The sequence below is a fragment of the Paenibacillus athensensis genome (assembly GCF_004514475.2).
In the GTDB taxonomy this organism is placed as follows: domain Bacteria; phylum Bacillota; class Bacilli; order Paenibacillales; family NBRC-103111; genus Paenibacillus_AL; species Paenibacillus_AL athensensis.
Map to the genome: position 1 here is coordinate 35,434 of NZ_MYFO02000012.1, position 21,445 is coordinate 56,878.

The following is a 21,445-nucleotide window of genomic DNA, read 5'->3' on the forward strand; positions in this document are numbered from 1 at the left end:
GATCAAGCGCACTCGTCCCTTTGGGATGTGTGTGCTTTTTTGCATTTTCATTCGTTTACCTACGAGGAGGAGTTCACATGGTAGTACAAATCAAGCTGCCCGACGGCGCGATCCGCGAATATGCGGTCGGCACAACGGTTGAACAGGTCGCGGAATCGATCTCTCCGGGACTGAAAAAAAACGCGATTGCCGGCAAGGTGAACGGCAAGCCGGTCGATCTGACCTTCGCGCTGGAGCAAGACGCCGACGTGGAAATTTTGACCGTGGATTCGGAAGCCGGGCTGGAAGTCTATCGGCACAGCACAGCGCATCTGATGGCACAGGCCATCAAGCGCATTTACGGGCAAAAAGCCGTGAAGCTCGGGATCGGTCCGGTGATCGAAGACGGCTTCTATTACGATATCGATCTGGAAACGCCGCTTAACCCTGAAGATTTGACCAAAATTGAAAAGGAAATGGAGCGCATCGTGCAGGAGAATCTGCCGATTGTACGCCGCGTCGTCAGCCGCGAGGACGCTTTGACGATTTTCGGCGAGCTGGAGGACCCGCTCAAGCTGGAGCTGATTCGTGATTTGCCGGAGGATTCCGTCATTACGATCTACGATCAAGGCGAATTTTTCGACCTGTGCCGCGGTCCGCATTTGCCGTCAACAGGCCGAATCAAGGCGTTCAAGCTGCTCAGCGTAGCCGGCGCCTACTGGCGCGGCGATTCCAAAAATAAAATGCTGCAGCGCATTTACGGAACGGCCTTCCCGAAAAAAGCCCAATTGGACGAGCACTTGCATCTGCTGGAGGAAGCAAAGAAACGCGATCACCGCAAGCTGGGCAGGGAATTGAAAATGTTCACCTTCTCCCGCGAGGTCGGTCAGGGCTTGCCGCTGTGGCTGCCGCACGGCGCAACCGTACGCCGCACGATGGAGCGCTACATCGTCGATCTGGAGGAGCGTTTGGGCTACCAGCACGTGTACACGCCGGTGCTCGCCAACGTCGAGCTTTACAAAACCTCCGGCCACTGGGATCACTACCATGAAGACATGTTCCCGAAGATGGTGCTGGACAACGAGGAGCTGGTGCTCCGTCCGATGAACTGCCCGCATCATATGATGGTGTACAAAAGCGATATGCGCAGCTACCGCGACCTGCCGGTTCGCGTGGCCGAGCTGGGCACGATGCATCGCTACGAAATGTCCGGCGCGCTCACCGGCTTGCACCGTGTGCGGGCGATGACACTGAACGACGCGCACATTTTCTGCCGTCCGGACCAGATTAAAGAAGAGTTCTCGCGTGTCATTAAGCTGATCCGCCAGGTGTACGAGGATTTCGGCATCACCGACTACCGCTTCCGCTTGTCGTATCGCGATCCCAAGGATACCGAGAAATATTTCCCGGACGATGCGATGTGGGAAATGTCGCAGCGTATGCTGCGCGAGGTCGTCGAGGAACTGGGGCTACCGTTCTACGAGGCGGAAGGCGAAGCGGCGTTCTACGGGCCGAAGCTGGACGTCCAGATCAAGACGGCGCTGAAAAAAGAAGAAACGCTGTCCACTGCGCAGCTCGATTTCCTGCTGCCTGAGCGGTTCCAGTTGGAATACATCGGCGAAGACGGACAAAAGCATCGTCCGGTCGTCATTCACCGCGGCATCATCTCCACAATGGAGCGTATGACAGCGTTCCTGCTGGAGAACTTCGCCGGCGCGCTGCCGACCTGGCTGATGCCGGTGCAGGCCAAGGTAATCCCGGTATCGCCATCTTACGAGGCGTATTCCAATGAAGTGACCGAGCGTCTGCGGCTCGCCGGCGTCCGCGTCGAAGCCGATAACCGCAATGAAAAGCTCGGCTACAAGATCCGCGAGGCGCAGCTGGAAAAAATTCCGTACATGCTCGTCGTCGGCGAAAGCGAAATGAACGGCGGCACGCTGTCGGTGCGCAAGCGCGGTCAGGGCGATCTTGGCGTCCATCCGGTCGATGAAGTGCTCGCGATGATCAATGAAGAAATCCGCAGCAAAAAATAGCTTGACCGCTTATCTGCCGGTGTCGACGCATGTCGGACGGCGGCAGCAAAAGACCTTATCCTGCACATCGTGGCGGATAAGGTCTTTTTTTGCTGTGGCCAAGTCATGAAGCTACCGAGAGCGATCTGCCGCCAATTCGGCCAGCAGCTCACCTAGCCGGTCAAGATTTTGCTCGTTGCCTTCTATACAATAGGGCTTGGCTTGTTCAAAAGCCTTCTTGAGCTTGAAGTGCTGGCTGAAAATCACTTGGGTGCCGCCTTCGACGGTTTGCAGTGTGGCCGTGACCCGGAATTGATGGCCGACCAGATGGTCAAGCACAACGCACTCCAACGGCCTCAGCTCGACGAATTCGCTCAGGTTCGGATAATCCGTGCCGTCCGGTCCGTGCATCGTGTAGCGCCATGTGCCGCCCGGCCGCATCTCGCATTCGTGAAACGTATTTCGAAAGCCTTGCGGCCCCCACCAGCGCGCGAGCAGCTCGGGGGTTGTCCACGCTTCATACACCAGCTCGCGGGGAACCGGATATTCGCGGACGGCGATCAGTTCGTTTTCACGTGCGGTCGGAATCATTGACCTGCCTCCTCCAGCGCCTTGCCAAGCCCGTCCAGCAGCGCATTTGTTCCGTGTTCGCGAATTTCCGGCGTATCGTGCCCGTCGAAGAATGCGCCTTGCTCCGTAATAATCAGTTTGGTGCCGCCCTGCGTTGGAATCAGCTCAACCGTTGCAATCGATACCGACAAACGCGTATCGCCCATATCTAGAGAATACGTGTAGACGATGCGCTGCTCAGGGATAATGTCGATGTAGCTGGCTTCAAAAGTAAATACCGGCCCCTCCGGCGGTCCGCCGCTGCTCCGCTCTTGTCCGCCGACGCGAAACTCGAAGATGTCCGGCTTGGTGAACCATTTCCCCTTGGCAGCCGGGTCGGACCAGGCTTGATAGACGCGCTGCGGGGTAGCCGCATAGGTGCGCTCGACAACAAAGGTCGCGTGTTTGACAAATCGTTCGTTCATGGTGATTCCTCCTCGTTATTCAATCCGTTTACATTCTTTTGTGCTAAAAGCTCGCCCAGCCGATCCAGATGCTGTGCCCATGTTGTTTGCCGCTCGATAAACGGCTTGACGAATTCGGTTTTCATCGTCTGCAGCAGCGCGGTGAAATCTTCTACGCTGGGCGGGTGATCCCCCTGCATATGCTTGACCACATGCCCGAGCTGCTCCAGCAGCGTTTGCTGCTGACGAATGTGTTGTTTAATCCGGTCCATTTGCATGTACATCACGTCAAGCGGACTGATTTGCCCTCCGTCCAGCACCGCTTTCACTTCCTCCAGCGATAACCCCAGCTCCTTCAACGATAAAATCTGATGCAGCCGCGGCAAGTCCGACTCATGGTACAGCCGGTGGCCGGAGTCTGACTGACCGGACGGAGAAAACAAGCCGATCTGGTCGTAAAAATGCAGCGTGCGAATGGTAAGCCCCGTCAGCTTGGCGATATCTCCGACCTTCCAATAAGGTTTCATAATCAGCTCCTTTCCAGACGCGAGTCATGTGCCGGTAATTGCATTGTAACACCTAACGTTACGTGAGGTGCAAGCGGAAAGTTGCAGCGGTTTTTAGTTGCCACTGGCAGCAGATCTGTCGCCGCTCAAAGCCAACTCGGCAACTGCCGCTGATGGCTGCTGATTCGGGGTGGGCGCATAAAGCGGAGCCCAATTGGTCATCCTAATCTATGGGTCTATCTGCGCAGCAGGTATGAGATCTATCAAAACTGGACAACCTTCAGTAGTAGGGGGAGGTATCGAAACATGACTTTTTCAGAGTGGTTCAGCCAAACGAAGTGGTTCAGCATGCTTATGACTGTAAATCTACTATTTGCTTTTTGGGGGCAAGAGGAGGTCCAGCTCGAAGATTCGCAGCCGACTTCCGTCAGCGAGCAAGCCGTTGTTTACGGTCCTGCTTACCGGCCTGCCCACAGTCCCGCGCCTGTCGCAAGCGTTCAAGCCCAGCCGTCGCCGCAACCTGCGCCTTACGTGCAGCCGTCTATAGAACCAACGTTCAACCACCAGCAGCAAGCGACCAACTACAAGTTCATTCCGCGGCTTAGCGACGATTTGTCGAAGTACAAGGCGGTAGAAGTGATTGCGACCGGCTATTCGCCGGGCAAGGAGTCGACAGGCAAAAATCCGGGCGACCCCGAGTACGGCATCACCTATTCGGGCATCAAGGTCAAGCGCGACGACAAGGCGCTTTCGACGATCGCCGCCGATCCGGACGTTTTTCCGCTCGGTACGGTTTTGTTCATTCCGGGCTACGGCTACGGCGTTGTCGCCGATATCGGGAGTGCGATCAAGGGCCGGAAAATCGATCTTTATTTCGACACGAAGGATCAAGTGTACAAGGAATGGGGCAAGAAAACGGTCAAGGTCTTTGTTGTCAAAAAAGGAACCGGCAAAAAGGTCACCGAAGACAGCTGGCGTCAGCTGGTGGAAGAAATCGTCGCCGCCGTTCCGGCCATTTAGCCTGAAATTTCCTACATAACCTTCTCTGCCTGCGGTCATAATAACCATTGCAGGGGAGGTGATGGACATGGCGAAAAACAAAAACAAAAAAGCGAATCAGGACGTAGAATTCGCGAGCGAAACATCTGTACCTAACAAAAAGCAACAGCAATCGACTTCCGAAACGGAAAACAAATAAGTTTGACCCAGCAAACATAAGCGTAAAGGAGAGACAAGCGTCTCTCTTTTTTTGTGCCCTTCTCTTCTCAACGGCTGATTTATTAGCTATAATGTAACAAAAACTAACACTAGCATAGCCAGTGGGAGGAGCATGGAGATGAGTGTAAGGTTTGAAAGAAAACGCGCAGCTCTGTTCTACGGAATGGTTGGGCTTGGCATTGTAGTAAGCGCAATAGCTGTTTGGCTGCCCTACCGCGCATTTGCGGCTGCCATATTGGCTGTTTTTTTGTTTATCGCCTTATTTGCCCGATTGTCGGTTCGGTCAGCCGCGGCGGCGGAAGAGGAACGGCAGCAGCAGGAAACGATTCGCACGTTTGTTCAGGAGTCGCAGGTTGTCGCTGACCGGCTGGCGGCTGCCGTGGAAGAGGTCAATCGCTCGATCAGCGAGCTGACATGGATTGCCGACGCTTCGATTCAAAGCGAGGAGGAGTTGAAGGCGCGCAGCAATCAAGCGGTCGGCCAGCTGCAGGAGGCGTTCGCGGCCATTCAGCAGGTCGCCGCTGCAGCCGACCAGATTCTTGACTCTTCGCTGCATATGCACCGGGAGAGCGAACAAACCAAGGATACCGTGGTTGATGTGTGCAAATCGCTGAACGCCACCGACGCGGTGATGAATGAGCTGCATACGAACAACGACATCATGCAGAAGAAAATTCAAGAGCTTACATCGCATACCTCCAAGATCGAAGAAATTAACAGCTTTATCGCCGAGGTCGTCAATCAGACGTCGCTGCTGGCGCTGAACGCATCGATTGAAGCGGCGCGGGCCGGCGAGCAGGGACGCGGTTTTTCCGTCGTGGCCCAGGAAATCAAGAAGCTGGCTACGCAAAGCCATGAGGCGGTGACGCGTTCCTCGGAAATTTTGTCGGCGATTGAAAGCGGCGTTGCTCAGGTCGTCGAAGCGGTTGTGGAAGAGAAGAAATCGGTGGCGCTGGGCATCGAGGAAATGAAAGTGATCAAGGATAAGATCGATACCATCTTTTCACTGATCGTGCATGTGAACAATCTGGTGTCGGGAACGACTAATTCGACCAAGCAGCAATCGGCGCTCGTCTCCGACTCAACCGGGTCGCTCGGACACGTCGTTGAGCTGATGAACGACACGATGAGCAGCGTCGAGCAAACGCTGGGCCAAATGAAGCAGCAGCGCCGGGAAATCGCCATGCTGCAGAAGATTAACCGCAACCTTGACCGCTCCTCCTCCGAGCTGATCGCGGCCATTTCCGCAGTCGGTTTGCACAAAGGTGAAAGCACGATCAACGTGAACCTGAACGAAATGAAGCAGTTGCTCAGCTCCATTGTACTATTAGCTGACATACGGACCTTGGATGAAGAGAAGCACACCATGCAACTCACGTCAGCTTTGCAGAAAACAGCGGGAATTGAAGCGATCTGGTCCAATCGGGCAGATGGAACGTTCGTCTTTTCGCTGCCGGAGGCCGGTTTGGTGAACGGTAAAGGGCGTGAATGGTGGAAAAAAGCGATGGCAGGCGAATTGTTCGTTTCCGAGCAATACGTGTCAGCTATTACGAAAAAGCCTTGCGTAACCTTGTCCAAGGCGATTTTGGACGACAAGGGCAGTCCGATTGGCGTGGTCGGCATCGATTTAATGTTAAAATAGGAGTTCTCAAAACACGAATTATAGTGTAAAATATAATTATTGTAATGAATGTTAACACGGGGAGATAGGTGAGTTGTCATGTTGAACGCTTTGCTATCGAACGGACATCCTCAGGGCAAGCCGAGGAAAGCCGCTGATGTGTTCCCATTTCTGGAAGCTTACATTGCTCGCAAGGAGCAGCAGGCTGCTGAGATCGAGCAGGTGGTGGAACGCTACGAGATCAAGAGAATGAAGGAAGAACGCGCGTATCAGTCCATGTCGCCGCTGCGCCGCATGCTGACCGGGAAGAAGCCGGATCATCATCTGGCCGTGGAATATATTCATTATGTCAAGAAGCCGATGGAGCAGGTCAAGAAGCTGCGCGCCGAGATTGAGCAGGCCCGTGTCATTTTGAACGAATCCAAGCTGAGCGATGTCATTTCGGTACCCGCCGAGATTGAACAGGAAATGAACTGAACTTGTAAAAGCTGCCCGATGCCGTGTGACGGTGCCGGGCTTTTTGCCGTTGGCCGGAGACCGGAGTTTACGCGACTCCTGAAGCGGCCGATCCGGCTGCGGTGCTCTGCTGCGATTGTGGCGCGCGATGTCAAACGGATTTCATGCAAAAGCTCCCTGCCGTTTGTCGAATGACAAGCTACAGGGAGCTTCTTCGTTGTAGATAGACGTACAGATGGATGTTAGTTATTGCTGTTTTTCAATTGACCGAGGTCGAGGAACCCATCTTCCTGGCTATATGCAGGCACGCCGTGAATGCCGACATCGAGTCCGACAAGCTCTTCGTCGCGGCTGACGCGTAACGGAACGATCAGGTTGATCAGCTTGAGGAAGCCCCATGTCAGCGCGAAGCCCCAGATGCAAACAACGACCAGTCCAAGCGCTTGCACGCCGAGCAGGTGCCAGCCGCCGCCGTAGAATAGGCCGGACGTGCCTTCGCTGACGGCGTCAGGCTGGGCAAACAAGCCGACAGCAATCGTGCCGAGACTGCCGCTGATGCCGTGAACCGGGAAAGCGCCCACCGGATCGTCGATGCCTTTGGACTCCAGCAACTCAGTAGCATACACCATCGCAATGCCGCAAACGGCGCCGATGATGATAGCGGCGACATCGCTGACAAAGGCGCAGCCTGCGGTAATACCGACGAGACCGGCCAGCGAGCCGTTGATGACCATTGGCGGGTCGGCCTTGCGGTAGCGAAACATCGTGAACAGGATGCACGTTGCGCCGCCGGCTGCTGCTGCGAGCATGGTCGTGACGGCGATATGGCCGATCGAGCTGTTCGTGGCGCTGAGCGTGCTGCCTGAGTTGAAGCCGAACCAGCCGAACCAGAGAATGAACGCACCCACGGATGCGAGCGGCAGGTTGGACGGTGGAACGATATTGGCTGTGCCGTCCGGTGAAAATTTACCGATCCGCGGTCCGATGATCACGGCTGCCGCAAGCGCCGAGAAGCCGCCGAGCGCGTGGATGACGGCCGAGCCGGCAAAGTCGACCATGCCAAGCTTGCCGAGCCAGCCGCCGACAGCCCATACCCAATGGCCGGCAATCGGATAAATCAGCGCCGTCATGGCCACGGTATATAAGATGTAGGCGCGGAAATTGATCCGTTCGGCGACTGCGCCGGAAACAATCGAAATGACAGCGATAACAAATGCGCATTGGAATAACCAGTACGTTTCATGCGAGATCGACAATTTGATGTGTGTCAGGTCTCCTCCCATGAAAAAGCCGCTCGTGCCGATGAAGCCCCCTGCGTCCTTGCCATACATAAGTCCAAAGCCGACAAAATAAAAAATAAGTGCGCCGAAGGCAATGTCCACAAAGACCTTCATGATAATGCTGACGGCGTTTTTCTGCCGGACAAAACCTGCCTCCAGCAGCGCGAAGCCACCCTCCATCAGCAGGATCATCGCTGCGGTCAATACGACCCATATGGTGTCCAGACCGCTGGCGATTTGGTTCAAATCTGCCATGAAATTCATCTCTCCTTATCGTTCCTCGAGCCATTTGCCCCCATTATACGTGTCTGATGATAAGCATGTCAACGAATTACGTAAGAATAACTAACATAGACAACGTTAATATTCGTGTTTATGTCAGTTCTGAGCAGAAATGCTTGAACCGCGTTTCGTCCCTCGGTCTGGAGACCGAGATTGTCTTCAAACTTGCGTCTCTTTTCAAGGCTGCTCTCATCTTATAGACTAAAGGTAAGCAATAAGCAGAAGCGTACATCAATTGGAGGAAACCGATATGAATCCGCACATTTTTCAAAGAGTGATCTGGGGTTTGGTGCTGATTGCGGCCGGGGTGTTCTTCATGCTAAATCAGATCGGGCTGGTCGAAATCGATCTTAGATATATCGTGACCACTTACTGGCCTGTCATTCTGATTTTTTACGGCGTGGTCGGATTCCTTTGGCAGCTGGGGATGCGCCACGGCAGCGCATTCTGGAGCCTGATGCTTAGCGGTGTCGGCACGATTTTCCTGCTGCACAATCTGGGCGTGGGCGATTGGTCGCTGGGGCAAATGTTCCAGCTGCTTGGGCCTGTAGCACTCATTCTTTTCGGTCTGAATATCATGTTCCGGCCGCGCAAGCCGGGTGCCGGTCACGGTCAGGGCCACAGCCCGGAGGAATGGCGCACGAGATTCGACGACCGCAAGGCAACCAAGGAAGCGCTGCGTCATGCGCGTCGGGAAGCGCGCGAGCAATACCGCGATGCCTGGAAACGGCAGCATCACGGCATGGGCGGCGTTCAGCCGGGTGTGCCCCCGGTGGTTCCGCCCGTCGTACCGCCAGTAGTTCCGCCGGTTCCAACGGAGCCGTCGGCGTCCGGAAAGCGCGAGTTGACCGAAGAGGAGAAGGCCGTACTCAAGGACATCCACGGCGAAATCGATTTGAACAAATACGAGGAGCCGTGGGATGCCGGACTGCAAGTTCCGCCCCTGCCGGACCCGACGCCATCGTCACCACCGCCGCCGCCGTCCAGCGAGCCGCTGCGTCCCGAACGAGTCCGCAGACCGGACGAGCGTCATTTTCACAAACACCAGCATTATGGCAAAGACCATCATCATTACAGCGATTTTGTCAACAGCTTTGATTCGGGAGACACCATTCATCGTCATGGCTTTATCGGCGACGTACATCTTGGCAAAGAGCCTTGGGAGCTCAAGCCGTTGTTCATCTCACATTTTATCGGCGACTCGGTGGTCGATTTGACGCGGGCCATTATCCCGCTTGGTGAAACGCGGATTCACGTGACGGCCTTTATCGGCGATGTCAAAATTCTCGTTCCCAACGGCATGGACGTGCAGATTCGGATCTCCGCCAGCTCGTTTATCGGCGATATGAAAGTGCTGGAGCGCAGGGAGAGCGGTTTTTTCCGCACGGTACGCACGCAGACCGCAGCTTATGAAGAAGCGGACCGCAAGCTGGTCATCACGACAAGCATGTTTATCGGCGATGTTACTATCAAAAAAATCGGATGAGGTCGGGTATGTATAAATTGAGTGTATTCAATATGAAATGGCAGCTGCTCGGCTATTTTTTCGCCGCGGGTTTGATTGCGATGTCCGTGCTGTTCATTGTGATTGAATATTTTCAGGTGAACGCTACGGACTGGTTGTTTCAGGCGATGCTGGTCACGATTGTGCCGATTGTCACACTCGGCGTGGGCTATGTGGCGACCAAACGCTGGCAGCGCAAGGTTGACGAGCTGCAGCTGGCGATGCTGGAGATGTCCAAAGGTAATTTTACCGGACGGATGACGATTGAGCCCGGCGATTCCTTCCTTTACCTGTTCGAGACGTTCAACCGGATGGCGCAGGCGGTGGAGGATCGCGTGCAATTGCTGCAAAAGCTCGGAGCGGCGGAAGCGCTGCGCGAGCAGGAGCTGACAGAGGCCGCGGTTATTGAGGAGCGGCGCCGTCTGGCGCGCGATTTGCACGATACGGTCAGTCAGGAGCTGTTCGCTATTCATATGGCGGCGTCCTCGCTGCCCAAAATTTTGGAGCGCAATCCCGCGGCATCGGCCGGCGTCATGGACCAACTGATTCAAATGTCGCATCATGCGCAAAAGCAAATGCGCGGATTGATCTCCCAGCTCCGCCCGATCGAGCTGAACGATGTCACGCTGCAAGAGGCTCTGGAGAAGTGGTTCCCGGAATATTGCCGGGCCAATGAGCTCCAGGGTCAGCTTCATGTCGAGCTGGATTCGGATATGTCGGAGGCGATTGAGCACCAGCTGTTTCTGATTATACAAGAGGCGATGGCCAACGTCGTCAAGCACGCTTCGGCCAAGCAGCTTGAGCTGTCGATTTACGAAACGGAGCATCAGTACATGCTTCAGCTGCAGGATAACGGGCAGGGGTTTGCCCGCAGCGACATTCCTTCGGCATCGCACGGGCTTTCGACGATGCGCGAACGGGCGCAGAAGCTTGGCGGCGATGTGAACATCATCAGCCGGCCAGGCGCCGGCACGCGCGTGCAGGTGCAAATTCCGAAATTTACCGCGACAGAGCGGATTTCCCCCGATTCCCAAACGAGAGAGGACGAATCTGATGAGTGACATTTCGATCATGATTGTAGATGATCACGATATGGTGCGCACAGGACTGCGCACTTATATTTCGCTGGAGCCCGATCTTGTGGTGGTGGCGGAAGCAGCCAACGGCAAGCAGGCTTTGGACGTATTGGCGAGCAAGCCGCCCGAGGATTTACCCGATATTGTGCTGATGGATTTAATGATGCCGATTATGAACGGCATTGAAGCGACGCAGGCGATCGCGCAGAAATATCCGGGCATCAAAATCATTATGCTGACCAGCTTTCTGGAGGAAGCGAAGGTCGTGGAAGCGGTGGAATCCGGCGTAACGGGCTATATGCTCAAAACGGTGTCCTCCGACCAGCTGATCCATGCCGTACGCAGTGCCTATGAGGGCATGCCGGTGATGACCTCGGAGGTTTCATTGGCGCTGGCGCGCGGGCTGCGGCAGCGGACCGCCCATCATGAGGAAGAAGATGCACTGACGCTGCGGGAAAAGGAAGTGCTGATGCTGATTGCTGAGGGCAAAAGCAACAAGGAAATTTCCGAGGAGCTGTTTATCAGCATCAAGACTGTCAAGACGCACGTCAGCAACCTGCTGATGAAATGCGAGCTGGACGACCGCACGCAGCTGGCCATCTACGCCCATCGCAAGGGCTGGGTGGAGAAATCCGCCAACTGACACATAAAAGCGGCCGTTTTCGCGCATGCTACCCCCTAGAGCCGCAAGAGGCTTAACTAGAGGCAAGGAGTGGCGGAAGATGCAGATTTTATCATCGAAGCTCGATCAGATTCAGGAATCGTTCGACAGTGTGCGCGACAAGCTGCACGAGCATGAATTTGCACTGGGCGGCGGCTGGGAATACGATCACGGTTACTTTGACAAATATTTGGATGAAGCGCATAAGGTATGGCTGCGCATCCCGTTTGAAGTCGTCGACGGGCGGATTGAAGGCGACACCGCGTCGACCGATGCGCTGGTCAAGCTCGGCACGCCGTTTGTGCTCAAGCACATCTACAACGAGGGGCTTGATGTTGAAGCGGAAGCCGAGACGATGGGCGCGATGCTTGATCAGTTCCAAACCCCGCTGGACCCCGATGCGGCGATCGAGGACAAGTGGGTGAAGGAAGCGAAGGACGTTTTGCAGGAAGTGGAGACGGGCTGGGTGCATTAGGCTGCGAGGCGCGAAAGCGAAGCAAGGCTGCGCACGCAGCTTTTTTCCTTGTTTATAGGCGTTTTTTTACCTCCCTTTTATTGTTTTTTAAGGTTCGTTTAAGGTTGCGGGTGCATGATAGATCCATAGACAGCAAGGCATACACAACCTACTTACTACTATCCAGCTATCATGCGCTTGTTACATTATTGACGAATCCGGGAGGGTAAGATCATGGAAGACAACAACAAAAAAGACTACAGCGACTTTTTCAAGCCGCAGCAAGAGCCGCAAGGGGAGCAAGAGCGCCAGCCAGAAACGAATCAGGAGCGTCCTTCCTACTACTACTCATACGGTCCTTATAAATCGGCTTTCGGCGACCAGCAGCATCAGCAGCCAGAGCCGGAAAGCGGAACAACCTCGGTTACGAGCTCGACGGGAACCTCAAGCGTGGAGGTAACGCCGCCCAAGACGCTGCGTCCGTTCAGCTATCAGGGCGAAAATGTCGGCGGCGGTCAGGTGCCGCCCGGTCCGTGGGAGCCGGCCAAGCGGCGTTCATCCGCGAAGAGCATCTTCGCTTCGTTCCTCGCCGGCGCGCTTGTGGTCAGCAGCCTGATGTTTGCTGCCGACAAGATGAACCTGTTCACCGGCCACGAGCCGCTGAGCGCAGCGGCTGCTACTGCAGGTGCGGGACAGACGGCCTCTGGCAGCGGCGGTACGGGGGGCGACGTCAAAACGGCAGCGCTCGATGTGGTCCGGCCGAATAATATCGCGCAAATCGCGCAAAACGCCGGCCCGGCCATCGTCAAGGTCGAATCGTTCGTGAAGAAGAAATCGGTCAGCCGCAGCGGAGGCAACTCCTTGTTCAACGATCCGTTTTTCCGCCAATTTTTCGGCGACGACTATTTCGGCAATCAGCCGGACCAGCAGCAGGATAACAACGATTCCTCCGGTGAGCTGCAAGCGGCCGGAATGGGTACGGGTTTCATTTTTGAAAAATCCGGTTATATTTTAACGAATGAGCACGTAGTGGACGGCGCCGACGAAATCCACATCACGGTCCAAGGCTACGACAAACCGTTCGTTGCCAAGCTGCTCGGCAACAGCTACGATCTGGATCTGGCCGCGCTGAAAATCGACGGCGACAAGGATTTCCCAATCCTGCCGCTCGGCAAAGCCGAAGACGTCAACGTCGGCGATTGGGTCGTGGCCATCGGCAACCCGTACGGCTTTGATCATACGGTTACGGTAGGCGTATTGAGCGCCAAGGAGCGCCCGATTACGATTCCGGACGAGAAGGGCACGCGCGAATACAAGCACTTGCTGCAAACGGACGCGTCGATTAACCCCGGCAATTCCGGCGGACCGCTGCTGAACCTGAACGGCGAAGTCATCGGCATCAACACAGCAGTCAGCGCGCAGGCGCAGGGCATCGGCTTTGCGATTCCGACCAGCACGATTTCTTCGGTCCTCGACAACCTCAAGAATAATGTCAAAATTCCTAAGGATCCCACTCCGTACATCGGCGTAGGTTTGCAGGATATCGGCAAAGATTGGCTTGGCGAGCTGAAGCTGGATAGCACAGACGGCGCATTGGTCGGCAGCGTGGAGCGCAAAAGCCCGGCTTTCAAAGCAGGCATTCGCCCGTACGACGTGGTTGTGGACATCAACGGCACGAAGGTGAAGAACACGCAAGAGCTCATTACCAAAATTCAAGCGACCAAAGTAGGGGACAAAGTGACGCTGGGCGTCATCCGCGACGGCAAACGACTGGAGATCGTCGTAGAGGTCGGCGACAAGAACACCCTGCTTGAACAGCAGCAGCAAGCGGAGTAATCCGCAACTTAGAGAGAGAGCGATAAAGGTTAGATGCGATCCGTCAAATCGGAGAAGGGGAGTTCGCGGCCGCCGGCTTGCGGGCTCCTCTTCTTTTTGCGTAGGCGCATTTGGTACAATAAGGTAGAGTGCGAAACGGAAAGGCGGTTCAGAAACAATGAGAGAAAAAGTACTGGTAGTAGACGACGACGATAAAATTACGTCCATGCTGCGGCGCGGACTGGCCTTTGAAGGATATTCCGTCACGACGGCGAGCAACGGCATGGACGGTCTTCGGCAAATGCTGGAGGAGGACCCCGATCTGCTGATCCTGGATGTTATGATGCCGCAAATCGACGGCTGGGAAGTGGTGCGGCGGATCCGCGAGGGCGGCAGCGAGGTGCCGATTCTGATGCTGACAGCCAAGGATGAAGTGAGCGACCGCGTCAAGGGGCTGGACCTGGGCGCCGACGATTATCTGGTCAAGCCGTTTGCGCTGGAGGAGCTGCTGGCCCGGGTGCGCGTGCTGCTGCGGCGGCGGACGGAACGGCAGGAGCAGGCTACGAACCGACTCGGCTACGAGGATATCTTGATGGATCTGGATACGCGCGAGGTGTTCCGCGAAGGCAAGCAGGTGGAGCTGACGACGAAGGAGTTCGAGCTGCTGCATTTGTTTTTGCTGAACCCCAAGCGGGTACTGTCGCGCGATTTGATTATGGAAAAAATCTGGGGCTACGATTACAGCGGCGAATCGAATGTGCTGGAGGTCTACATTGCGCTTTTGCGGCAAAAAACCGAGGAGCACGGTCACAAGCGTATCATTCAGACGGTCCGTGGGGCCGGGTATGTGTTGAGAGGAGAGAATTGACATGTCGCTCCGCCTCAGACTGACATTGTGGTATTCGGGCATCCTGGCGGTGACGCTGCTGCTGTTCGGCATCGGCTTGTACTTTTTTCTCAACTACTTTCTATACAACGATGTGCGCAGCGACTTGAAGCGGGAAGCGGAGACGACCTATTCGCGCGTGCAAAAAAACCTCGGCTTGTCGCTCAAGGGGCTGGTGCTGGATCTGGAGCTGGAAAGCCGCGATTTCTATTCGACCAATACGTTCCTGCAGCTTTATAACGTGCAGCTCCGAACAGTCAACCGCTCGGCGAATTTGCAGTACTACGATGTCAAGCTGCCGGTTACGAAGGATACGCTGGACAAGCTGCAGCAATCCAGCACCTATTTTGAGAAGGCGCGTGTCGCCGGTCAGGATCTGCTGATTTATCACATCGGTATTTACGGCGATTTGAACGGGCCCAAGCAGCTGCTCGGCGTGCTGCAGGCGGCCAAGCCGATTAGCCAATATGAGCAATTTCTGGATCGGCTCCAATACGTGCTGGCGCTGCTGGCCTTGGTGACGATCGTCATTGCCGCTTCGCTCGGCTGGTTTCTGGCGCGCAAGGCGCTCATGCCAATCGACCAGGTGATCGAAGCGGCCAATCAGATTGAAAGCGGCCACGATCTGGAGAAGCGGATTTTGTATGACGGGCCGCGCGACGAAATCGGCCGGCTCACCGACACCATTAACGGCATGCTGTCGCGGATCCAGGTGATTTACTCCGAGCTGGAGGAGGCGTACAGGGCGCAGCGGCGGTTCGTATCCGACGCTTCGCACGAGCTGCGCACGCCGCTGACGACGATTCGCGGCAATGTGGACCTGTTGGAGAAGATGTGGCGCCGGACTTCAGACCAGACACAGCTGGCCGATCCGCAGCAGATGGAGCTGTCGCTGGAGGCGATGCGCGATATCGCGAGCGAATCGCAGCGGATGAGCCGGCTCGTCAATGACCTGCTGGCTTTGGCGCGGGCCGATGCCGGCATTCAGATGGAGAAGACGCGGCTTGAAGCCCGCCCGCTCGTCGAAGACGTGGCGCGCAAGGCGCAGCTGCTGCCGCATGCCGCCGACTGGATCGTCGGCGATTTGAGCGCATTGGATGACGCCGTCATTGCCGGTAATCGCGATTATTTGCAGCAGCTGCTGTTTATTTTTATCGAGAATGCGTTCAAATACACGCCGGAGGGCTATGTGAAGCTGGATGCGCTGCGCACGGAGGATCAGATCGGACTGCGAATTGCCGATTCGGGCATCGGGATGGAGAAGGAGGAGATTCCGCATATTTTCGATCGCTTCTATCGGGCGGACGTGTCGCGTGGCAAAACGGCCGGCACGGGACTAGGCCTTTCAATTGCTAAATGGATCATCGATGAACACGGCGGCTCGATCGAGGTGACGACGCGCAAGGATGAAGGCAGCACCTTTGTCGTGTGGATTCCCGCCAGCTTTCCTGTATCCGTCTAATTCGCTATAATAAAAAGAAAACGGCTGCTGTAGTAGGCGGATCGGAGTGTACCCAGCATGGAAGTGATCAAAATATCGCCGCGCGGCTACTGCTATGGCGTAGTCGACGCGATGGCGCTGGCGGCGGAAGCTGCCCGCAATCTGAATTTACCGAGACCGGTCTATATTTTGGGCATGATCGTGCATAATGCGCACGTAACGGAGTTTTTTAACGAAGAGGGCATTATTACGCTGGACGGCGAGAACCGTCTGGAAATTTTGGAGCAGGTGGAGAAGGGGACTGTGATTTTTACCGCGCATGGCGTATCGCCCGAGGTGCGCCGCAGGGCGCGTGAAAAGGGGCTGACCGTGGTCGATGCGACGTGTCCCGACGTGACGAAGACGCATGTTTTGATTCGTGAGAAGGTCGCCGAGGGCTACGAGGTCATTTATATCGGCAAAAAAGGTCATCCCGAGCCGGAGGGCGCCGTTGGCGTTGCGCCGGGGCGCGTGCATCTGATCGAGCGTCTGGAAGAAGCGGACCAGCTGGAGCTGACTGCCGAGCGCATCCTCATCACCAATCAGACGACGATGAGCCAATGGGATATCAAGCACATTATGAACCGGCTGCTGGAGCGGTTTCCGCGCGCCGAAATTCATAACGAGATTTGTCTGGCGACGCAGGTGCGCCAAGAGGCTGTCGCCGAGCAGGCCAAGCAGGCCGAGCTGGTCATCGTCGTGGGCGATCCTAAGAGCAACAATTCCAATCGTTTGGCTCAGGTATCGGAGGAAATTGCCGGCGTTAAGGCGTACCGCATTGCCGATATTACCGAGCTGGACCGCGCATGGCTGGAGGGAATTTCCAAGGTGGCGGTAACTTCGGGCGCTTCGACGCCAACGCCGATTACCAAAGAGGTCATTCATTATCTGGAAGCGTACGATCCGAAAGATGAAACCACTTGGGAAGTTAAACGTAGTATTAATATGAAGAAGCTGATTCCTGCCGCCAAGACGAAGAACGTGAGCAACGAATAGCTTTTTTATTCCAATCCGATAGGGATGAGCAGTATGCAGCGTGCACAGAAGGTGAAGGCCAACAAAATTCGCTTCGATTGGAAAAGCACCAAACGTTGGTTCAGATACAAGTATCTGATGCTGCTTCGCGCCAAGGGAGGACCGTCCAAGGTGGCCAGGGGCTTCTCCATCGGTCTTGCCGTTGAGATGTTCACCTTGCCGACGGCGGGTCTCGCCGCTTTGCTGATCCTTCCCCTCGTATATTTGATGAGAGCCAATTTAGCCGGAGCTTTGATCGGTTTTTTGTTCGGCAAGCTGATCTATATTCCGCTCGCTTTTCTGAACAAGCAGGTCGGTGAAATTCTCGTACCTAAGCCGGTCAAATATTATTTGATCCATATATCTCCGCATTTGCCGCATTTGCTGGTCAAGTTTATCCGCAGCAGTCTCGATCTGCTCGTTGGAGGAATGGTTGTCGGCGCCGTGCTTGGACTTATCATGTATTTTCCGGTTGTGCTGCTGTTGCAGTATCATGCTAACCGCCGGAAGGAAAAGCGCAGATTGCGCAAGGAGCAGCTGCTGATTCTGGATAAAGCGAAATAATTTAACGCTTGACGAAATAACGTCAGGCGTTGTATATTTGCTTTAGTGATTAAAAGCTTAAAAGCGAATAAGCGTTGAAGCGAACAAGCATAAAAGCATACACGCATAGAAGCATACACGCGTTGAAGTGATTAAGAGTTTAGGAGAGTGAATAACATGATCGTCATTACATCCAACAAAGTTTCCGATGAGCGTATTCAAGAGCTGGTGCATATCATTGAAAAGAACGGCGTGCAAGCGCATGTATCCAAAGGCGAGGACCGGACGGTCATCGGCATTATCGGCAAAGCCGATCCCAAGCTGGCCGAGCAGCTGCGCCAAATGTCGGGCGTCGAGCAGGTCGTGAAGATTTCCAAGTCCTACAAGCTGGCCAGCCGCGACTTCCATCCGTCGAATACGGTCATTAAAATCAAGGACATCGAGATCGGCGGCGATCAACTCGTCATTATGGGCGGACCTTGCGCGGTCGAATCGCCGGAGCAAATCGATGAAATCGCTCGTCTGGTCAAAGCGGCAGGCGGTCAGGTGTTGCGCGGCGGCGCCTTTAAGCCGAGAACGGGCCCCTACAGCTTCCAGGGCGTGGGCGTTGAAGGACTGGAGATGATGGCCGAAGCGGGACGCAAGCACGGACTGCTGACGATTACCGAAGTCATGACGCCGGAATACGTGGATATTTGCGCCGAGCATGCCGATATCCTGCAGGTAGGCACGCGCAACATGCAGAACTTCGACTTGCTGCGCAAGCTAGGAACGATCCAGACGCCGGTGCTGCTCAAGCGGGGCTTCAGCTCCACCTACGACGAATTTCTGAATGCCGCTGAATACATCCTGGCGGGTGGAAATCCGAACGTTATGCTTTGCGAACGCGGAATCCGAACATTCGAAACCTACACGCGCAATACGCTCGATTTGTCCGCGATTCCCGTGCTCAAGAACCTGAGCCATCTGCCGGTCATTTCCGATCCGAGCCACGGCACGGGACGCCGCGAGCTGGTCGAGCCGATGACGAAGGCGTCTGTAGCCGCCGGAGCGGACGGACTGATCATCGAAATGCACACCGATCCGGACAATTCGATGACCGGAGACGGCGTACAGTCGCTGTTCCCGGATCAATTCGCCAGACTGCTGGCCGATCTGGAGAAGCTGGCGCCGCTGCTGGGCAAACGTTTCGATACGAAAAAGGAGCCGATTCTGGCTTAACATAACCATGAAAAAATCAAGAGGCCGAGCTTCCCATAAGCGGGAAAACGGCCTCTTTTTTGCGGTTCGCACAAATCTGTGAACAGTGTAAGATTAGCTCACACCCCTATAAAAAATACCTTACATAAGTATTGACGATGAAAGCTCTAAAGCTATATAATATGTGCAAGATATCAACCAAAAGTTGAACAATCATATCGCAAAGTACGTTGAATGTACGGAAACAGGAGGGTTATTTTAAATGTCAGTTCAAAATGTATTGAACCTCATTAAAGAAAAGAAAATTGAATGGGTTGATTTTCGTTTCGTAGGTCTTTCCGGTAAACAGCAGCATATCTCCGTTCCAGCTTCCGAAGTTGAAGAAGAAACGTTCGAAGTGGGCGTTGCTTTCGACGGTTCCTCAATCCCTGGCTTCCGCGGCATTGAAGAGTCCGATATGGTTATGATGCCTGATACAGAAACGGCTTATATTGATCCTTTCACAGCTCACGCAACACTCGTGATCATGTGTAACATCCACACGCCGGACGGCGAGCGTTATGAGCGTGACCCACGCAGCATCGCGCAAAAAGCTGAAGAATATCTGCAAACGACAGGCGTGGGTACGACTGCATTTTTCGCGCCTGAGTCCGAGTTCTTCATCTTTGACGACGTTCGTTACGAATCCGGCATGAACAAATCGTTCTTCGAAGTTGACTCCGAAGAAGCTGGCTGGAACACAGGCCGCAAAGAAGAAGGCGGCAACCTTGCGTACAAAATCCCTGTAAAGGGCGGTTACGTGCCAGTTGCTCCAACGGACTCCCAACAAGATATCCGCAGTGAAATGTGTCGTTTGCTGGCTGAAACCGGCCTGCGCATCGAGCGTCACCACCACGAAGTGGCAACTGCAGGTCAAGCGGAAATCAATTTCCGTTTCGACACGCTGACGAAAACTGCCGACAACCTGCTGAAATACAAATATATCGTTGCCAACACAGCTAGACAATACGGTAAGGTAGCAACATTCATGCCGAAGCCGCTGTTTGGCGACAACGGTAGCGGTATGCACGTTCACCAATCCATTTTCAACGGCAGCGAGCCGCTGTTCTACGAAAAAGGCAAATACGCTAACCTGTCTGATCTGGCTATGTACTACATTGGCGGTATCCTGTACCACGCTCCAGCCCTGATCGCTTTGACGAACCCAAGCACCAACTCGTTCAAACGTCTTGTTCCTGGCTACGAAGCTCCGGTTAACCTCGTGTTCTCCAAAGGTAACCGTTCCGCTGCCGTTCGTATCCCGGTTGCTGCAGTTACGCCAAAAGGCTGCCGTATCGAGTTCCGTACACCGGACAGCACAGCTAACCCATACCTCGCTTTCGCAGCTATGCTGATGGCAGGTCTGGACGGCATCAAGAAAAAAATCGATCCTCGCGCACTGGGCTACGGTCCGCTGGATAAAAACATCTATGATCTTGCTGACGAAGACAAAGCGGAAATCCGCAGCGTTCCAGGCACACTGGACGAAGCGCTTGACGCTCTGGAAGCCGATCACGAGTTCTTGCTCGAAGGCGGCGTATTCACGCAAGACTTCATCAACAACTATGTGGACTACAAACGCGGCGAAGCGAAAGCTGTTTCCATCCGCATTCATCCGCACGAGTACTCCCTGTACTTCGACTGCTAATTAGCGGCGAAACAGGCGCGAATAGAAAGACGAGGGCTGTCCCGAAGGTCAATGCGACTTCGGGGACAGCCCTTTCATGTGAAATCAAGCGGCTGTTTGCGGTGCGCCAAGCCGGATGAAGCTGCGAGGCAATGCGTGAAAGGCGGTGGACGCAGATGACGCTTGCGCCGATTACCGATCATTTGAGGCCGGGGCTGGCGATTTTGTTTATCGGTTACAATCCGAGCATCCGTTCGGGCGAAACCGGGCATCATTATGCCAATCCGAGCAATCGATTTTATCGCATTTTGCACGGCTGCGGACTGACGCCGCGCCTGTACAAGCCGCAAGAGGACGGCGATCTGCTCGCGCTTGGCTACGGCTTTACGAATATTGTCGCTCGTCCGACAGCGACGGCGGCAGAAATTACGCCCACAGAATACGCCGAAGGTCGCGAGATACTGCGCGGCAAAATCGCTGCGTACCGCCCGCGCGTCGCTTGCTTTGTCGGCAAAGGCGTGTACGAGCAGTACAGCGGTCGCCGCGGCATGGGCTGGGGCGCCCAGCCCGATCCGCTTGTGCCGGGCGTGGTCGAATATGTATGTCCGTCGTCCAGCGGGCTGGTGCGAATGAAGCTGGACGAGATGACCGACATCTACCGCGGGCTGTTGAGGTATGTCGAACAGCCGTGAAAAATGGCGGAGGCAAGCGGTGCGAGAGCAGGGCGCAGTACGTCGCTGCCGCATGCTTGAAGCCGTGAGCGGAAGATTCCGCAGCTG

General features: G+C 55.0%; 20 protein-coding genes. 16 read left to right on the forward strand and 4 right to left on the reverse strand.

Annotated elements, in window-relative coordinates:
* Positions 1 to 77 precede the first annotated feature (77 nt).
* The gene (gene thrS / locus B5M42_RS19320) at positions 78 to 2,012 is read left to right on the forward strand and encodes a threonine--tRNA ligase (protein ID WP_134752723.1); all 1,935 of its coding nucleotides are present in this window, start codon (positions 78 to 80) and stop codon (positions 2,010 to 2,012) included.
* A 111-nt stretch (positions 2,013 to 2,123) separates the two neighbouring features.
* Here the strand turns inward: thrS and B5M42_RS19325 are convergent, their stop codons facing one another.
* The 3 genes from B5M42_RS19325 to B5M42_RS19335 are packed head-to-tail and all read right to left on the reverse strand — an operon-like array spanning position 2,124 to position 3,531.
* Complete coding sequence (locus B5M42_RS19325) at positions 2,124 to 2,582, reverse strand: SRPBCC family protein (protein ID WP_134752725.1); 459 nt, start codon at positions 2,580 to 2,582, stop codon at positions 2,124 to 2,126.
* Positions 2,579 to 3,025 carry an SRPBCC family protein gene (locus B5M42_RS19330; protein WP_134752727.1) on the reverse strand — a complete coding sequence of 149 codons (447 nt, stop codon included), beginning with the start codon at positions 3,023 to 3,025 and terminating at the stop codon, positions 2,579 to 2,581. Before B5M42_RS19330 ends, B5M42_RS19325 begins: the two co-directional genes overlap by 4 nt.
* Positions 3,022 to 3,531, reverse strand: a complete 510-nt coding sequence (locus B5M42_RS19335; RefSeq protein WP_134752728.1) for a MerR family transcriptional regulator — start codon at positions 3,529 to 3,531, stop codon at positions 3,022 to 3,024. The genes B5M42_RS19330 and B5M42_RS19335 overlap by 4 nt, the downstream gene beginning before the upstream one ends.
* Before the next feature lie 285 nt (positions 3,532 to 3,816).
* Between B5M42_RS19335 and B5M42_RS19340 the strand changes: the two genes are divergently transcribed.
* From B5M42_RS19340 to B5M42_RS19350, 3 genes are all read left to right on the forward strand, one after another.
* On the forward strand, positions 3,817 to 4,530 hold the full coding sequence (locus B5M42_RS19340) for a 3D domain-containing protein (protein ID WP_230633024.1): 714 nt from the start codon (positions 3,817 to 3,819) through the stop codon (positions 4,528 to 4,530).
* A gap of 316 nt (positions 4,531 to 4,846) precedes the next feature.
* On the forward strand, positions 4,847 to 6,370 hold the full coding sequence (locus tag B5M42_RS19345) for a methyl-accepting chemotaxis protein (RefSeq protein ID WP_167689892.1): 1,524 nt from the start codon (positions 4,847 to 4,849) through the stop codon (positions 6,368 to 6,370).
* Between the two features lie 138 nt (positions 6,371 to 6,508).
* Positions 6,509 to 6,826 carry a hypothetical protein gene (locus B5M42_RS19350; protein ID WP_230633026.1) on the forward strand — a complete coding sequence of 106 codons (318 nt, stop codon included), beginning with the start codon at positions 6,509 to 6,511 and terminating at the stop codon, positions 6,824 to 6,826.
* A 221-nt stretch (positions 6,827 to 7,047) separates the two neighbouring features.
* On the opposite strand, the gene B5M42_RS19355 is transcribed toward B5M42_RS19350, so the two are convergent.
* Positions 7,048 to 8,340: an ammonium transporter gene (locus B5M42_RS19355; RefSeq protein ID WP_134752734.1), complete on the reverse strand. Its 1,293-nt coding sequence runs from the start codon at positions 8,338 to 8,340 to the stop codon at positions 7,048 to 7,050.
* A 277-nt stretch (positions 8,341 to 8,617) separates the two neighbouring features.
* On the opposite strand from B5M42_RS19355, the gene liaF reads away from it, so the two are divergent.
* The 12 genes from liaF to B5M42_RS19415 all read left to right on the forward strand — a co-directional run bounded on the left by liaF (position 8,618) and on the right by B5M42_RS19415 (position 21,358).
* On the forward strand, positions 8,618 to 9,853 hold the full coding sequence (gene liaF, locus B5M42_RS19360) for a cell wall-active antibiotics response protein LiaF (protein ID WP_134752736.1): 1,236 nt from the start codon (positions 8,618 to 8,620) through the stop codon (positions 9,851 to 9,853).
* An 8-nt stretch (positions 9,854 to 9,861) separates the two neighbouring features.
* On the forward strand, positions 9,862 to 10,932 hold the full coding sequence (locus tag B5M42_RS19365) for a HAMP domain-containing sensor histidine kinase (protein WP_134752738.1): 1,071 nt from the start codon (positions 9,862 to 9,864) through the stop codon (positions 10,930 to 10,932).
* A complete protein-coding gene (locus tag B5M42_RS19370; RefSeq protein ID WP_209280709.1) occupies positions 10,925 to 11,590 on the forward strand; it encodes a response regulator in 666 nt (221 codons plus the stop codon). The genes B5M42_RS19365 and B5M42_RS19370 overlap by 8 nt, the downstream gene beginning before the upstream one ends.
* A 79-nt stretch (positions 11,591 to 11,669) precedes the next feature.
* Positions 11,670 to 12,083, forward strand: a complete 414-nt coding sequence (locus B5M42_RS19375; RefSeq protein WP_134752742.1) for a YugN family protein — start codon at positions 11,670 to 11,672, stop codon at positions 12,081 to 12,083.
* A 213-nt stretch (positions 12,084 to 12,296) separates the two neighbouring features.
* Complete coding sequence (locus B5M42_RS19380; protein WP_134752744.1) at positions 12,297 to 13,898, forward strand: S1C family serine protease; 1,602 nt, start codon at positions 12,297 to 12,299, stop codon at positions 13,896 to 13,898.
* 157 nt (positions 13,899 to 14,055) lie between these two features.
* Positions 14,056 to 14,745, forward strand: coding sequence for a response regulator transcription factor (locus tag B5M42_RS19385; RefSeq protein ID WP_134752746.1), 690 nt, complete (start codon positions 14,056 to 14,058; stop codon positions 14,743 to 14,745).
* 1 nt (position 14,746) lies between these two features.
* Positions 14,747 to 16,225: a sensor histidine kinase gene (locus B5M42_RS19390; RefSeq protein WP_134752748.1), complete on the forward strand. Its 1,479-nt coding sequence runs from the start codon at positions 14,747 to 14,749 to the stop codon at positions 16,223 to 16,225.
* Positions 16,226 to 16,282: 57 nt separating this feature from the next.
* A complete protein-coding gene (locus B5M42_RS19395) occupies positions 16,283 to 17,239 on the forward strand; it encodes a 4-hydroxy-3-methylbut-2-enyl diphosphate reductase (protein WP_134752750.1) in 957 nt (318 codons plus the stop codon).
* 33 nt (positions 17,240 to 17,272) lie between these two features.
* Positions 17,273 to 17,821: a DUF2062 domain-containing protein gene (locus B5M42_RS19400; RefSeq protein WP_134752752.1), complete on the forward strand. Its 549-nt coding sequence runs from the start codon at positions 17,273 to 17,275 to the stop codon at positions 17,819 to 17,821.
* Between the two features lie 156 nt (positions 17,822 to 17,977).
* A complete protein-coding gene (gene aroF, locus B5M42_RS19405; RefSeq protein WP_134752754.1) occupies positions 17,978 to 19,021 on the forward strand; it encodes a 3-deoxy-7-phosphoheptulonate synthase in 1,044 nt (347 codons plus the stop codon).
* A gap of 241 nt (positions 19,022 to 19,262) precedes the next feature.
* Entirely contained in the window at positions 19,263 to 20,687 is a 1,425-nt protein-coding gene (glnA, locus tag B5M42_RS19410) for a type I glutamate--ammonia ligase (RefSeq protein ID WP_134752756.1), read from the forward strand.
* Between the two features lie 155 nt (positions 20,688 to 20,842).
* Positions 20,843 to 21,358, forward strand: a complete 516-nt coding sequence (locus B5M42_RS19415; protein ID WP_134752758.1) for a mismatch-specific DNA-glycosylase — start codon at positions 20,843 to 20,845, stop codon at positions 21,356 to 21,358.
* Positions 21,359 to 21,445: the final 87 nt, after the last annotated feature.

What these genes read in the sequence shown, in the direction of transcription:
- glnA (WP_134752756.1), top strand. Translation starts at nt 19,263, where the DNA reads ATGTCAGTTCAAAATGTATTGAACCTCATTAAAGAAAAGAAAATTGAA.
- B5M42_RS19395 (WP_134752750.1), top strand. Translation starts at nt 16,283, where the DNA reads ATGGAAGTGATCAAAATATCGCCGCGCGGCTACTGCTATGGCGTAGTC.
- B5M42_RS19355 (WP_134752734.1), bottom strand. Translation starts at nt 8,340, where the DNA reads ATGGCAGATTTGAACCAAATCGCCAGCGGTCTGGACACCATATGGGTC.
- B5M42_RS19400 (WP_134752752.1), top strand. Translation starts at nt 17,273, where the DNA reads ATGCAGCGTGCACAGAAGGTGAAGGCCAACAAAATTCGCTTCGATTGG.
- B5M42_RS19390 (WP_134752748.1), top strand. Translation starts at nt 14,747, where the DNA reads ATGTCGCTCCGCCTCAGACTGACATTGTGGTATTCGGGCATCCTGGCG.
- B5M42_RS19330 (WP_134752727.1), bottom strand. Translation starts at nt 3,025, where the DNA reads ATGAACGAACGATTTGTCAAACACGCGACCTTTGTTGTCGAGCGCACC.
- B5M42_RS19375 (WP_134752742.1), top strand. Translation starts at nt 11,670, where the DNA reads ATGCAGATTTTATCATCGAAGCTCGATCAGATTCAGGAATCGTTCGAC.
- B5M42_RS19415 (WP_134752758.1), top strand. Translation starts at nt 20,843, where the DNA reads ATGACGCTTGCGCCGATTACCGATCATTTGAGGCCGGGGCTGGCGATT.
- B5M42_RS19365 (WP_134752738.1), top strand. Translation starts at nt 9,862, where the DNA reads ATGTATAAATTGAGTGTATTCAATATGAAATGGCAGCTGCTCGGCTAT.
- aroF (WP_134752754.1), top strand. Translation starts at nt 17,978, where the DNA reads ATGATCGTCATTACATCCAACAAAGTTTCCGATGAGCGTATTCAAGAG.
- liaF (WP_134752736.1), top strand. Translation starts at nt 8,618, where the DNA reads ATGAATCCGCACATTTTTCAAAGAGTGATCTGGGGTTTGGTGCTGATT.
- B5M42_RS19345 (WP_167689892.1), top strand. Translation starts at nt 4,847, where the DNA reads ATGAGTGTAAGGTTTGAAAGAAAACGCGCAGCTCTGTTCTACGGAATG.
- B5M42_RS19325 (WP_134752725.1), bottom strand. Translation starts at nt 2,582, where the DNA reads ATGATTCCGACCGCACGTGAAAACGAACTGATCGCCGTCCGCGAATAT.
- B5M42_RS19340 (WP_230633024.1), top strand. Translation starts at nt 3,817, where the DNA reads ATGACTTTTTCAGAGTGGTTCAGCCAAACGAAGTGGTTCAGCATGCTT.
- B5M42_RS19335 (WP_134752728.1), bottom strand. Translation starts at nt 3,531, where the DNA reads ATGAAACCTTATTGGAAGGTCGGAGATATCGCCAAGCTGACGGGGCTT.
- B5M42_RS19370 (WP_209280709.1), top strand. Translation starts at nt 10,925, where the DNA reads ATGAGTGACATTTCGATCATGATTGTAGATGATCACGATATGGTGCGC.
- thrS (WP_134752723.1), top strand. Translation starts at nt 78, where the DNA reads ATGGTAGTACAAATCAAGCTGCCCGACGGCGCGATCCGCGAATATGCG.
- B5M42_RS19385 (WP_134752746.1), top strand. Translation starts at nt 14,056, where the DNA reads ATGAGAGAAAAAGTACTGGTAGTAGACGACGACGATAAAATTACGTCC.
- B5M42_RS19380 (WP_134752744.1), top strand. Translation starts at nt 12,297, where the DNA reads ATGGAAGACAACAACAAAAAAGACTACAGCGACTTTTTCAAGCCGCAG.